At 63.0% G+C, this 12,901-nt stretch carries 14 protein-coding genes and 1 pseudogene; 9 read left to right on the top strand and 6 right to left on the bottom strand.

The window, feature by feature from the left end; genetic code table 11:
* Positions 1-16 precede the first annotated feature (16 nt).
* From BOO71_RS02185 to BOO71_RS02170, 4 genes are all read right to left on the bottom strand, one after another.
* Positions 17-1,552: a B12-binding domain-containing radical SAM protein gene (locus tag BOO71_RS02185; protein WP_075830347.1), complete on the bottom strand. Its 1,536-nt coding sequence runs from the start codon at positions 1,550-1,552 to the stop codon at positions 17-19.
* A 149-nt stretch (positions 1,553-1,701) separates the two neighbouring features.
* On the bottom strand, positions 1,702-2,469 hold the full coding sequence (locus BOO71_RS02180; protein ID WP_075830346.1) for an endonuclease III domain-containing protein: 768 nt from the start codon (positions 2,467-2,469) through the stop codon (positions 1,702-1,704).
* Positions 2,470-2,475: 6 nt separating this feature from the next.
* Entirely contained in the window at positions 2,476-2,655 is a 180-nt protein-coding gene (locus tag BOO71_RS02175; RefSeq protein WP_075830345.1) for a hypothetical protein, read from the bottom strand.
* A 200-nt stretch (positions 2,656-2,855) separates the two neighbouring features.
* The gene (locus BOO71_RS02170) at positions 2,856-3,362 is read right to left on the bottom strand and encodes a transcriptional regulator (RefSeq protein ID WP_029480936.1); all 507 of its coding nucleotides are present in this window, start codon (positions 3,360-3,362) and stop codon (positions 2,856-2,858) included.
* A gap of 443 nt (positions 3,363-3,805) precedes the next feature.
* Between BOO71_RS02170 and BOO71_RS02165 the strand changes: the two genes are divergently transcribed.
* The 4 genes and pseudogenes from BOO71_RS02165 (at position 3,806) to BOO71_RS02150 (ending at position 6,918) form a co-directional block, all read left to right on the top strand.
* On the top strand, positions 3,806-4,249 hold the full coding sequence (locus BOO71_RS02165) for a hypothetical protein (RefSeq protein ID WP_254842990.1): 444 nt from the start codon (positions 3,806-3,808) through the stop codon (positions 4,247-4,249).
* A gap of 6 nt (positions 4,250-4,255) precedes the next feature.
* Positions 4,256-4,441 (top strand): annotated as a pseudogene (locus tag BOO71_RS02160) (helix-turn-helix transcriptional regulator); the annotation flags it as partial.
* A 475-nt stretch (positions 4,442-4,916) separates the two neighbouring features.
* Positions 4,917-5,666, top strand: coding sequence for an ABC transporter ATP-binding protein (locus BOO71_RS02155; RefSeq protein ID WP_075830423.1), 750 nt, complete (start codon positions 4,917-4,919; stop codon positions 5,664-5,666).
* A 16-nt stretch (positions 5,667-5,682) separates the two neighbouring features.
* Entirely contained in the window at positions 5,683-6,918 is a 1,236-nt protein-coding gene (locus tag BOO71_RS02150) for an ABC transporter permease (protein ID WP_075830344.1), read from the top strand.
* Positions 6,919-7,050: 132 nt separating this feature from the next.
* On the opposite strand, the gene BOO71_RS02145 is transcribed toward BOO71_RS02150, so the two are convergent.
* Entirely contained in the window at positions 7,051-8,034 is a 984-nt protein-coding gene (locus tag BOO71_RS02145) for an alpha/beta fold hydrolase (RefSeq protein ID WP_075830343.1), read from the bottom strand.
* A gap of 87 nt (positions 8,035-8,121) precedes the next feature.
* On the opposite strand from BOO71_RS02145, the gene BOO71_RS02140 reads away from it, so the two are divergent.
* The 5 genes from BOO71_RS02140 (at position 8,122) to paaD (ending at position 12,414) form a co-directional block, all read left to right on the top strand.
* Positions 8,122-9,111: a polyprenyl synthetase family protein gene (locus BOO71_RS02140; RefSeq protein WP_075830342.1), complete on the top strand. Its 990-nt coding sequence runs from the start codon at positions 8,122-8,124 to the stop codon at positions 9,109-9,111.
* A 179-nt stretch (positions 9,112-9,290) separates the two neighbouring features.
* On the top strand, positions 9,291-10,256 hold the full coding sequence (gene paaA / locus BOO71_RS02135; RefSeq protein WP_075830341.1) for a 1,2-phenylacetyl-CoA epoxidase subunit PaaA: 966 nt from the start codon (positions 9,291-9,293) through the stop codon (positions 10,254-10,256).
* Positions 10,257-10,444: 188 nt separating this feature from the next.
* Entirely contained in the window at positions 10,445-11,113 is a 669-nt protein-coding gene (locus tag BOO71_RS02130; protein ID WP_075830340.1) for a phenylacetic acid degradation protein, read from the top strand.
* Positions 11,110-11,889: a 1,2-phenylacetyl-CoA epoxidase subunit PaaC gene (gene paaC, locus BOO71_RS02125; protein WP_254842989.1), complete on the top strand. Its 780-nt coding sequence runs from the start codon at positions 11,110-11,112 to the stop codon at positions 11,887-11,889. Before BOO71_RS02130 ends, paaC begins: the two co-directional genes overlap by 4 nt.
* Before the next feature lie 24 nt (positions 11,890-11,913).
* On the top strand, positions 11,914-12,414 hold the full coding sequence (gene paaD, locus BOO71_RS02120) for a 1,2-phenylacetyl-CoA epoxidase subunit PaaD (protein WP_075830339.1): 501 nt from the start codon (positions 11,914-11,916) through the stop codon (positions 12,412-12,414).
* A 166-nt stretch (positions 12,415-12,580) separates the two neighbouring features.
* Here paaD and BOO71_RS02115 read toward each other — a convergent pair.
* The coding region (locus tag BOO71_RS02115; protein ID WP_175607335.1) for a transposase at positions 12,581-12,901 on the bottom strand (321 nt) is incomplete at its 5' end.

Below are 12,901 nucleotides of genomic sequence, written 5' to 3'. Positions count from 1 at the left end.
GAGAACCAGAACTGCTCTAAACAGCCAGTCCATCGGCGTGTGCGCTGACTCCGTGCGCCGCGTACTGGCCCGGCGGCAGCGAGATGGACGAGGCGTCGTTGTCCCCGTACTCATCCACCCAGCCGATCTCATCCAGCGCTTTTTTCCACGCGCCGATGCTCTCGTTGCGGTAAAGGGTGTAGGCGGCCATGCCAATTTCCGGGCCACCCCGCGCGATCACGCTTTCCACCCAGGCCCATTTGGCAGACACGTTGCGAAGCTCGGCGGTGCGGCGCAGTTCTTTCTGGATACGCTTGAGCCGCGCCTCAATAATCTGCACGCCCCCAAAGGGATCGGCAAAATGCGGCGTGTGGCGCTTGGGAACAAAGGGCGAGATGCCCAGTGCGATGCGGTTGATGCCTGCCAGTTCCTTGGTGAACGAGATCAACTCGGTGATGTCGTCGTCGTTTTCCGGCCCCAGACCGATCATCATGTAGACCTTGAGGCCGGAAAAGCCCAGGTCACGGCTGATCTGCGCGGTTTTGAGCAAGTCCTCGGTGGTAATGCCCTTCTTGAGCCAGCGGCGCAGGCGTTCGCTGGGGGCGTCGCTGGCCACTGTGAAGGTTCGCAGGCCGCCCGCCTTCAGAATCTCGGCCAGTTCCTCGTCCACCGTGTCAGCGCGGATGGAACTGACGCCCAGCTTCACGCCGCGCTCGGTCAGCGTGCGGCCCACGAACTTGGTGTGTGGAAAATCCGAGAGGGCCGCGCCCACCAGCCCCACCTTCTGTGCCCAGTCGGGAATCACGTCCAGCAGTTCCTGGCCGCCGTTGTTGCGGTTGGGGCCGTACATGGTGCGCGCCAGACAGAAGGTGCAGGGGCGCGGGCAGCCGCGCTGCGCTTCCACCAGAAACATGTTGCTCAGTTCGCTGTGCGGCGTCACGATCTGGCTGTAAGCGGGCAGCAGTTCCTTGGGCGCGGTGGCCCAGGTGGGTTCATGCGTGTGCCGGGCGGGCAGGAAAATCCCTGGCATCCCATCAATGAGATCGTAGAAATCTTCACGGGAGGTGGCTTCGCGCAGGGCGTCGGACACCACGGGAATAATCTGTTCGCCGTCACCGATCACGATCACATCGGCAAAGGGGACCAGCGGGTATGGATTAGAGGACGTCAGTGGCCCGCCGATCATCACGATGGCGTCGCTGTCGTCGCGCTTTTCGCGCAGGGGGTGAATCCCCACCACGTCCAGCATGCGGATGATGTTGGTCAGGTCCAACTCAAAGGACACGCTCATGGCGAACAGTTCGCAGTCCCCGGCCTCGCGCCCGGTTTCCACGGTGGGCAGCGGCTGGCCCAGCTTTTCAAAGGCGTCCACATCGTCGGGCAGAAAGGCCCGTTCGCAGGCGACGCCTTCCTCATTGTTGAACATGCGGTAGATGACCTGAAAGCCCAGCGAGGCCATGCCCACGCTGTAGCGGTTGGGAAAGGCCAAGGTCACGCGCACCGGGGCGTGCTTGAACATCGTGCCTGTTTCGTCGTCCAGCAAAGGTTTCATGGTATTGCGCCAGTAACTCAAAACTCCTCCGGGGTGTGCGCGCGGCGGCCCCGGAAATTGCTTGAGGTTAGCAGGGAGGCGGGCGCGTCACAGCCGCACAGTGTATCGCGTTTGGGCGCGGGAATTGGGGGATTGAACGCGGGTTGAATGTCACGCCTCCAAGCGAACATTCACTTTTGGGACTTCGTCGCCTTTCCCTTTCCACTCGCCTTCGTCTCGGTGAAACTCGGCACCCTGTCACCAAAAATTGCGTAAGCGTCGCAGCGCTCGCGCAGGATGCACACGCCACATTTGGGGCGGCTCCAGTGGCACACTTGCTGACCGTGCTTCAGGAGATTCAGATGCAGCTCGTATAGAAAGGGTGGATCGTCGGGCAGCACCTTGAGAAGGGCGCGGTGGGCCGCCTGCTCGCCCATCAGGGGAATCGCGCCTGTGCGGGTGGTGATACGGTGGACGTGGGTATCCACTGGAAAAACGGGGTGGGCGTAGTTGAACAGCAGAACGAGACTGGCCGTTTTCACGCCTACTCCGGGCAAATCCGTCAGCCATTTCAGCGCGTCCTTGCTGGGCATGTCGCGCAGGAATTCCAGATTGTAGCCACCCGGCGAATCCCTGATCTGGCGCAACGTTTCCTTAATGCGTGGGGCCTTGGCCTCCGGGTAATTGCTGCGGCGGATGGCGTGGGCCACGGCCTCGGTGGGCGCGGCGATAATGGCGTCCCAATCACCGATCTCGCACAGTTCGTCGTAGGCGGCGGCCTCGTCCTGCCAGGTGGTCCGCTGCGACAGGATGGTGCTGATCAGCTCGTGCATCGGCTCGCGGCGGGGGTCCAGGTGACGGTCCCCGTATTCGGCGTGCAGCGTTTCCCTGATCCACGCTAGCAGTTCAGCCCGCTCTCTCTCAGGACGGGCTGCGTTCAGGACGGGTTCAGCGGTCATCGCGCGTTAGCTGTGGGGCGTGCTGTCGTCTTCCACGGCGTCCCGGCTACCTTCAGCGGGGCCGTCCTTATCGGCGGGATCAAAGTTGGGAGCCTTGCCCCGGTCTGCCTCGGGAATCGGGTGGCTCTGGCCTTCGGCGGGAGACTGGTTGGCGGGATCGTAACCCGGCTTGATGTCGTCGCTCATGCCCCCCAGCCTGAGCGCAGGCCGGGCCGGATGAGGGCGAAGTGGGTGAAGAGGGCTTTAGGGTGGATGGGTGAGGGTTGAAAGTTGATGGGGAAAACTGTCCGCTGCATGTCCCTTTCTACACGCCATGAACAGAAAAAAGCCGAGCCTCCCAATTCAGGGAAACCCGGCTGCCGTGCAATCCGCTCAGTTCAGGGGATTCAGGCGACTTGCTTTTTCTTGCCCGTCGCGGCGGGGGCGGCCTGCTCGGTGCCCAGCGCCTGCACTTCCTTCATGCGGAAGATGACCAGACTGCCCACGAAGGTGCAGGTGACCATGCCGTGCGCGTTCAGCAGGCTCAGCGCGGTCATGACGTCCTCGCGGGTCATGCGGAGCTGCTCGCTCATGTACAGGGCGCTGTCGGCGCGGCCTTCCAGGTAATCGCGGACTTTCTTGGCGTCCACCGTCAGGGGCGTGGCAGGCACGTCGGCCAGACCGGGATCGGCCAGACCGTACACCGCGCGGGTGCCGGTGCCGGGCAGACGGCGCACGCGGCCCTGATCCAGCAGGCTGGCGAGGGCGGCGCGCAGATGCGACAGGGCCAGTCCAGTGGTCTTGGCCAGTTCGGTTTCAACCCATTCGGGCTTGCTGTCCAGGGCACTCAGGACCAGCTTTTCATTGGCGCGGCGGGTTTCTTGCAGGTCTTCCAGGGTGGGGGGATTAAACATTCAGTGTCCTCCGGGTAGGAATTTCAGCGCGGCGCGACAACCATTTTTCCAGGCACCGACATCAATTCCAAAGAAGCGATTTACATCTTGATCGCCTTGAACGTGAAAAATCAAAAAGGAGTGCGTTTGCGGACGCAACTTTCCTATTGTCACATATTTTCTCTCATTTTTGATGAGGGTACAGAATGTTGACCTTGAGAAACTGAGGCGACTCTGCCAGCGCTAAGTCAAGCTTAGTTGACATTAGGGTCAATGAAGCCGTACTCTCAAGTCAAGGAAGTTTGACGCGCGCGGAGAATTTTTTCCAGGCGGTCAATTCCATCTCAGGCTCGCAGTTGACAGGCAGAGGACCTATCCAATCTCAGATTCTTGATGGGAACTCAACCCCCTGTTGAGTGCATCCATCCCCGAAGCTGCTCTCTAACAGATCAAGGAGGCTTGACATGACTCCCATCCCTATTCCCTCTCCTTCCTCCCCTCCCGGACGCAGCCGCGCGCAGCGGGTGGGCGCTCTGGCCAGCAAAATGGGACTGATCGGAGGCATCCTGGCCGCACTGGCTGCTGTAATGATCGCCATCGGCCAGAGCGGTGAAAGTGATGTCCTCAGTTTCGTGAAGGGCATGGGCTTCGGCATTCTCTCGGCCTTGCCCTTTTTCTTCGCGGTTTACACCGTCCGTGCCGTGTTGCTGATGGACGAATACGTGCGCGCCTTGCAGATGCAGGCCACCAGCATCGCCTTCATGGTGACGATGGTGGTGGCCGGTGGACTCATTGCGCTTGAGGCTGCCTTCAAATTCCAGACGCCTTCCTACGTGTTTTACGCCGTGGGCATGCTGAGCTGGATGATCGCGCTGGCCGTCCTGAATCGGCGCAGCCGCCAGGAGTAGTGCGCCGTGGACAACCACATCCGCACCCTGCGCGCCGCGCGGCAGTGGACCCAGGCGGACCTGGCTGCCGAACTGGACGTGAGCCGCCAGACCGTCAATGCGCTGGAAACGGGCAAATACGATCCCAGCCTGCCGCTGGCCTTCCGTATCGCGCGGCTGTTCGGGCAGCCCATCGAGGGGATTTTTATCGACCCGCAGCAGATCAGTGTGCCTTCCCCGGCACTATCTTCGCTGGCCCCATCTTCCCTAACACCCTCCTCCCTGAAACCAGCCACTGAGCTGGAACCGCGTTTCGACTATCAGACACGCGCCGCCACGGCCTTCAGTGAGCTAGGCATTCTGCGCGAGATGGGCGAACACGGCTGGGAGCTGACCGGCGTGGGTCTGGGAACGCTGTCTTTTCGCCGTGCCAGTGAACCGCAGAGCGCCCCGCCGCGCTGGCTGTATCAGCGGCTGGGCGGCGCACTGAGCGCCCAGCAGCGCCAGGAACTGGTTCAGCAGGGCTGGACGCTGGTAGACACCTGGCTGGGCGGCGTTTTCCATTACTTCAAACGGCCTCTGGCGTAGGTACGTCAGTATCTGAATTCGTGATTGCCGAAGCAACCGTATCCTCTCTGCCCCCGTATCGCTTTCCAGGAGAACCATGACCCAGGCTCAGGTACAGACCATGCTGGACATTCAGAACGTCACCAAGACCTACGGCAAGTTCACGGCCCTCAAGGGTGTGACCCTCAGCGCCCCGGAGGGCGAGGTCTTCGGACTGCTTGGCCCCAACGGCGCGGGCAAGACCACGCTGCTGCGGATTCTGGCGACGTTGCTGCGCCCCACGTCCGGCACGGCGGCGGTGGCCGGATACGACGTGCTGCGTCAGCCCGAGGACGTGCGCCGCCGCGTCGGCGTGGTCAACGGCGGCATGGGCCTGCCCGCCCGCCTGACGGGCCGCGAGGTGCTGCGCTCGTTTGCCGGGCTGTACGGCATGGGCCGCGCCCAGACCGAGGCCCGCATTGCCGAACTGGACGCGCAACTGGAACTGGGCCGCACCCTGGACGTGCGCGCCGGGGACTACAGCACCGGCATGAAGCAGAAGGTGGTGATCGCCCGCGCCGTGATTCAGGACCCGCCCGTGCTGATTCTGGATGAGGCGGCCAGCGGTCTGGACATCTTCGCGCGCCGCACGCTGCTGGATTTTGTTCTCGCCACCCGCGCACCCGGACGCCTGACCCTGTATTCCACCCACGTCATGTCCGAGGCCGAGGAGGTCTGTGACCGCGTGGCGATTCTGCACGAGGGCGGGTTGCTGACGGTGGGCCGCATCCCCGACATTCTGAAACAGACGGGAGAGAGCAACCTGGAACGCGCCTTCTTCGCGCTGGTTCGGGGAAATGGGGTTCGGGGAGATGGGCAGCGTGCGGTCTAACTCTATTCGCCCCAACATGGTCTGGCGCATCGCCGCGCGCGATCTGCTGTCCACTCTGCGGGACCGCCGCACGCTGGCCGCCACCATCCTGATGCCGCTGATCCTGATTCCGGCGCTGTCGCTGGGGCTGCCCCTGCTGCTGGGCAGCTTTATCGGCGGCCAGCAGCAGGAACGGCAGAAGGTGGGTGTGGTGGGAACCCTGCCCCCGGCATTACGCACGGCGCTGGAGCAGGATGAGAAGGTGGACGGCAAGACGGTGCGCGCGGGCGTGGACCTCGTGGCCGTGCAAGACCCGAAAAAGGCCGTGCAATCCGGCGATGTGGACGCGGCCATTCAGGCCCCGGTTGCCCTGCCCACCCGCGCCGGAGAGGGCAGCGCCGCGCTGGAGGTCTATGCCAAGCTGAGCAGCCTGAGCGCCCAGGCTGGGGCTTACGGCAAGGTGCAGGACGTGGTGGACGGCTACAACCGCACCCTCACGCTGGACCGGTTGAAGGGCCTGGGCCTGGGGGCGGATACCCTGACGCCCGTGACCGTCAAGCCTATCGACGCCAGCCCCCCGCAGGAGCAGCGCAGCGGGCAACTGGCCTTCCTGATTCCCTTCCTGATGCTGCAATTCATCCTGTCGGGCGGCATGGCCACCGCCATCGACGCCACCGCCGGGGAAAAGGAGCGCGGCACGCTGGAAAGCCTGCTGGTGTCCCCCGTGCGCCGCGCCGAGGTGGTGACCGGCAAGCTGCTGGCCACCACCATCACGGCCCTGACCAGCGCGTGCTTCAGCGTGCTGGGCTTCATCATCAGCGGATTGGTGGCGGCGCTGTTCCTGGCCAATCGAAGCGGTCTGGGCGCGGACATCACCAGTTCCATGGGCGGGCAACTGACCCTGACCCTGGGCGGCACGCTGGGGATGCTGGGACTGGCCGCCAGCGCCGCCCTGCTGATCAGCGCCGTGCTGATCGCCATCGGCATCTACGCCCGCAGCTTCAAGGAGGCGCAGACGTATATCGCGCCGCTGACGCTGATCATCGTGCTGCCCGCCGTGATGCTGCAATTCGCCGATTTCCTGACCCTGAGTACCGCTGTTTATGCCGTGCCGCTGTTCGGCTCGATGATCTCGATCCTGAACATCGTCAAGGGCGCGGCACAGCTCGATCAGATTCTGCTCGCCATCCTCGCCAATGTGATCGGGGCGGCGTTGCTGGCATTGCTGGCGCTGCATTCATTCGGGCGCGAGGAAGTGATTTTCAGAAACTGATACGGAGTCCGTATGGGCGGATGGGCAGTCTTGCGCCGCCAATTTTCCAGCGGCCCAAAAAAAGGTCCGCCTCCTCCCTTGCGCTTCAATTCAAGCGTTGGGGGAGGAGGCTGACCTTACGGTTGTTAAGCGTTACTTCTGCCCGGCCCAGAACGCGTCCAGCGCCGCCTTGACTTCCGGCATCTTCTCGAACTGGGGTAGGCCATCGGTATCCTGGATTCGCACGGCTTTCACGCCATCCTGCTGGGTGAACTGTTGCAGGCGGTCAAAGCTGACGAAGCCGTCCTGGTCATAAAGAACGATGACGGGAATGGTCAGTTTGCTGTACAGCTCGCCGTAAGCGTCATCCGTGAACAGTTGCCCGCTGATGAAGTACACCGGGGCGTATTTCGCGCCCGGCTGACGGGTGGCGTCCATCGAATAGTCCACCAGCCCGCTGTCCACTGGCCCCCGGAACGAGCGGCTCAGGAAGTATTCGATGCTGGGTTTGATTCGCAGTGCGGCGTACAGCGGCGTGCTGACCGAGTTGAGGCGGTCATACAGCTTCTTGCCGCCGTCCTCTGCGTTGGCTTCCTGCGTGCCGCCGCGCGGTTTGCCCAGACCGCTGGGGCTGATCAGCGCCAGACTGCGGATGCGCGGGTCGCTCAGGGCGGCGCGGGCGTCGAATTCGCTGCCCAGGCTGAGGCCCACCACGTCCACATCCTTGCCGATCAGTTCCACCAGCGCGTTCAGCGAGCGTGTCATCAGTTCCTTGGTGTACCGGGTGTCCGGGCGGGCGCTGCTGCCGAAGCCGGGCCATTCAATCGCGTAGACCGGGCGCGTGCCCACGTAGGCGTCCCACACGGGTTTCATCTCGTAGGCACTGGCGGCGGCGTTGACGCTGGGGGTCAGGACCAGAGGACGGCCTTCCCCGCGTGCATCCACGTAATAGGCCACCTGCCCAAAGCCGGGGAGGTCCAGATACTTGCGCTCGCCACTCAGGGCCGGACGCAGTCCAGTGGTGGCCTTCGCGTCCGGCACGGGCACGGTGGTGGCGGTGGGGGCACAGGCGGCCAGACCCACGGCCAATGCTCCGGCCAGCAGGATGATGGCGACGGTCTTTCGGTTCATCTTCATAATGTAATGTTGCTCGCTAAGGCGTCTCATTGTCTGTTCGTTGCGGTACGGTTCTCTTCATGTTTCAGGCGGTTAGACTTGCGCTCAATGCGCCCTGATCTGCTGTCCCGCGTCCTTTCTCTGCTGCCCGAACACGGCACGCGCCCCGAGTACCAAACCTATTACGACATGCTGCGCGACTATCCCAAACGCGGTGGCAAGGGCATTCGCAGCGAACTGCTGCTCGCCAGCGCCCGCGCTCATGGTGTGGCAAAGAACACCCCACAGTGGGAGGCCGCTCTGTGGCTGGCCGCCGCGCTGGAACTGTTCCAGAACTGGGTGCTGATCCACGACGATATCGAGGACGACTCGGAAGAGCGCCGGGGTCAGCCCGCCCTGCACCGCCTGCACGGCATTCCGCTGGCGATCAACGCCGGGGACGCCCTGCACGCGTACATGTGGGCCGCCGTCCATAAGGCCAACGTGCCGGGCGGCATGGACGAGTTCCTGAACATGATTCACCACACGGCCAAGGGACAGCATCTCGACCTGTGCTGGGTGGAGGGCCGCCGCTGGGATCTGGTGGAAGAGGACTATCTGGAGATGGTCCGCCAGAAGACCGCCTATTACACGGTGGTCATTCCTCTGCGGCTGGGGGCGCTGGCGGCAGGCGTTGCGCCATCCGAACAGTTCACCCTGGCGGGACTGGCCCTCGGCACGGCCTTTCAAATCCGGGACGATGTGCTGAATCTGGAAGGCGACGCGGCCAAATACGGCAAGGAAATCGGCGGCGATCTGCTGGAGGGCAAGCGCACCATGATCGTGCTGCACTGGCTCCGAACCGCGCCGGCTGCCCAGCGTCAGGCGTTCCTGAAGCAGATGGGCCTGAACCGCCCTGACAAGGACTTGCGGACCATCGCAGACATTCACCGCTGGCTGCTGGAAAGTGGCAGCGTGGCCTATGCCCAGGACTACGCCTACGCTCGGGCTGAGGAAGGGTTGACGCTGCTCGCGCAAGCCTTTGAGGCTGCCCCCAATCAGCAGGCGGCGGGCGAATTGCTGAACGCCATGCGCGCACTAGCCACCCGCGAGGCTTGAACATAAAGGTGGGGTGTGGGGACTTTTCCGTGGCGTGGAGCCAGAATCGCTGTCTGAGACACGCTTATCAGGATTCTGGCGGCGACGATTGCAAGGTCTTCAGCGTCCATCATTCATGGACCTCACCACCAGCCTAACGCTCGTTAGGTAGAATGGAACCATCTCAGGAGGTCCTTCCTATGACTCAGCCCAACAGCCACATTGCGCCGAATGAAACCGCCGCCCAGCACGCCGCTTTTGAGGCCCGCATTGAGCGCGGCGAGAAGATTGAGGCTGGCGACTGGATGCCCGCCGAGTACCGCCGCCAGTTGATCCGCATGATCTCGCAGCACGCGCACAGCGAAGTGGTGGGCATGTTGCCCGAAGGCGAATGGATCGCCAGTGCGCCGACGCTGAAGCGCAAGACCATCCTGATGGCGAAGGTGCAGGACGAGGCCGGGCACGGGCAGTACCTCTACCACGCTGCCGAAACGCTGGGCGCAACCCGCGAGGGCATGATTGACGCCCTGCTGACGCGCCGCGCCAAGTACAGCTCCATCTTCAATTATCCCACCACGAGCTGGGCCGATGTGGGCATGATCGGCTGGCTGGTGGACGGCGCAGCCATTAAAAACCAGACCATGCTGGCGGGCGCAAGCTACGGCCCTTACAGCCGCGCGATGGTCCGCATTTGCTCTGAGGAAACCTTCCACCACAAGCAGGGCAAGGAAATGATCGTCGCCTACGCCGTGGGAACCCCCGCCCAGCGCGAAATGGCCCAGGACGCCCTGAACCGCTGGTGGTGGCCCGCGCTGATGATGCTGGGGCCGCACGACGCCGACAGTCCCAACACCGGAATCATGAGCAAGTGGGGCGTGAAGCTCAAGACCAACGACGAGGTGCGGCAGGAGTTCATCAATGAACACGCCCCCGAACTGCTGGAAGCCGGGCTGACCATCCCCGATCCCGATCTGCATCAGGACGAGCAGGGCAACTGGAAGCACGGCCCGATTGACTGGACCGAGTTCTGGGCCGTGATCAAGGGCGAACGCGGTTTGGGCGCGGAACGCCTCGCCACCCGTCAGGCCGCCCACGACGACGGCGCATGGGTGCGCGAAGCCTTGCAGGCATATACGGATCGTCAGCGGGCCGTAGCGGCGGACTGAAAGCCAACCCCTCAGTCAGCTTCGCTGCCAGCTCCCCTTAAAAGGGAGCCAAGGAACGCGGCTGGCCGGGCAATTCCGCGACTCTTGCCTCCCTTTAAGGAGAGGTGCCCCGCAGGGGCGGACTGGCACAGCTCAGCAGGAGAGGGGTTAAACCGCCAGCTCCCCCCTTGTTCCTCCAAAGGAAATTCATGACCCAGCCTCATCCCGATACCCAATGGCCCCGCTGGGAAATCTTCAAGCAGGACAACGAGAAGCGTCCCTATCAGGGGGTGGGCAGCGTCCACGCGGGCGATCCCGATCACGCCCTGTTGACCGCCCGCAACGTGTTCGTGCGACGCCCCGCTGCCGTCAGCCTGTGGGCCGTGCGCGAGGACGACATCCTGAATGCCACGCCGGAAGAAGTCGGCACGCACCCGGAAGTGCTGGACACGCCCGGTGAGGCCGACACCTACCATGTGGGGATCAAGAAGACCCACAAGCGCAGCATGACGTTTGTGGATCTGGTGGAGTCTGTTGAGGCCACTGGCCCCGGTGACGCCCTCCGGCAGGCACGGGAACAGCACGCGGACGCTCTGGCGTGGCTGGTTTTTCCTGATTCGGCCATTGCGCGGACCGACGACGATCCCGGTACGGTGGAAAGCTGGTTTGCCCCAGCCAAGGAAAAAACCTACAAACAGCAGCAGTATTACGGCGTGATCGGCAAGCATGTGGGCGAACTCAAGCGCGAGGGCCGCATGCCCCGCCGCGCCACCGAGGAGCCGCACGCGGGGGACCATAAGGTCTATGACCACCCGCACGACGCCTCGCCCGCAGAACTGAAAACGCACGAGGTCCAGAAACCCGAGGTACAGAAATGACCGCGCCCGCCATGACCCTGTCTGATGTTCAGCAAGCCGCCCTGATTCGCAAACTGACCGCGCTGGCCGACGACGAGATCATCCTGGCCCAGCGCGGCGGCGAGTGGACCGGACACGCCCCGATTCTGGAAGAGGACATCGCCCTGGCAAATATCGCGCAGGACGAATTGGGCCACGCTGGGCTGTATCTGGAGCTGCGCCGCGCGCTGGATGGTAGCGACGCCGACGCCCTGGCCTTCACCCGCAGCGCAGATGAATTCACCTCTGCCCGTTTCGTGGAACTGCCGAAAGGCGACTGGGCGTTTACCATGCTGCGCCAGTACCTCTACGACGCCTACGAGGCCCTCTGGCTGGACGCGGCCCGCAAAAGCGTGTACGAACCGCTGGCCGAGGTGGCGAACAAAGCCTTCCGCGAGGAGCGCTTCCATCTTCAGCACACGGCCCTGTGGGTGGAACGGCTGGCCCTGGGAACGCCCGAAAGCATGAAGCGCACGCAGGATGCCCTGAATGCCCTGTGGCCGTATGTGGGCCAGTTGTGGCAGCCGGTAGAGGGTGAAGGCGGGTTGATTGAAGCTGGACTGCTGCCCGATCTGAACGCCGTCAAGACCCGCTGGGAGGGCCTGATCGTTCCGCATCTGACCGTGCAGTGCGGCCTGATTCTTCCTCCCGGTGGGGCCGAGCAACCCGGACGCGACACGCACACGGAAGACCTCGCGCCGCTGCTGGACGAGATGCAACGCGTGTACCGCGCCCACCCCGATACGCCGTACTGGTAAGCGCCCAATCCTGAAGGAGCTGACATGACCGCAATTCAACCTCAACTGACCCCGCAAGCCATCTGGGCCGTGCTGGATACCGTGCCAGACCCCGAAATCCCGGTGGTGTCCGTCACCGACATGGGCATGGTGCGTGACGTGCAGATCGGCGAGGATGGCGCGGTCACGGTCACTTTCACGCCTACGTTCAGCGGCTGTCCGGCCCTGCACGTCATCCGCGACAGCATTGGCGAGGCGGTGCGCGGGCTGGGGGCGTCGGCGGTGGAAGTCAAAAGCACCCTGACGCCGCCGTGGACCACGGACTGGATCAAGGAAGACGCCCGCGAACGCCTGCGCCAGTACGGCATCGCCCCGCCCGCCCCCGCCGAGGACGGCCTGATTCAGCTTCAGGCCGACGCTACCCGGTGCCCCCGTTGCGCCAGCTTTGACGTGCGAATGACGGGCAGCTTTGGTCCCACCCTGTGCAAGCGTTTGTACGTCTGCGACTCGTGTAAGGAACCGTTTGAGGGGTTTAAGAGCGTGTGAATAAATTGCTAAGTGAGTTGATAGCTGAGAAACTGATAGACTGCGAGGATTTAGTAGAATTTCTTCATAAATTTCTTACTGCTCGCTACGCCGCACTGCAAGATGCTGAGAATTTTCAGGACATATGCTTAGTTATTGAGGAATTCGGATATGATACGGATTCCGATTAATTTGTGCAGAGCGGCCACCAGTGAAATAAGGTGTGTTGGGTGATCAGGTCAGGCTGAGTTTCAAGCCAGGCACATTGGCGGCCCAGCACATCCTGAAGCTCATCTAGAGAATCAAAACAGCGGTTCGCAAGTGGTCTGTCGGTCAAATTCCACGCCCGTTCCACGGGTTGCAGTTCTGGTGAATAGGGCGGGAGCGTGATGGTTTCAATGCCTGGGGGATGTCCCTCCACAGGAGGGACATGGAAGCCCGCGCCATCTTCGACCAGCAACACTTGATGATCTGGACCCGCGCCAAGACTGGCCGCAAACGCGGCAAC

Source organism: Deinococcus marmoris (assembly GCF_001949125.1).
Classification (GTDB): Bacteria; Deinococcota; Deinococci; order Deinococcales; family Deinococcaceae; genus Deinococcus; species Deinococcus marmoris_A.
This window is presented reverse-complemented; position numbering and strand designations above follow the sequence as displayed.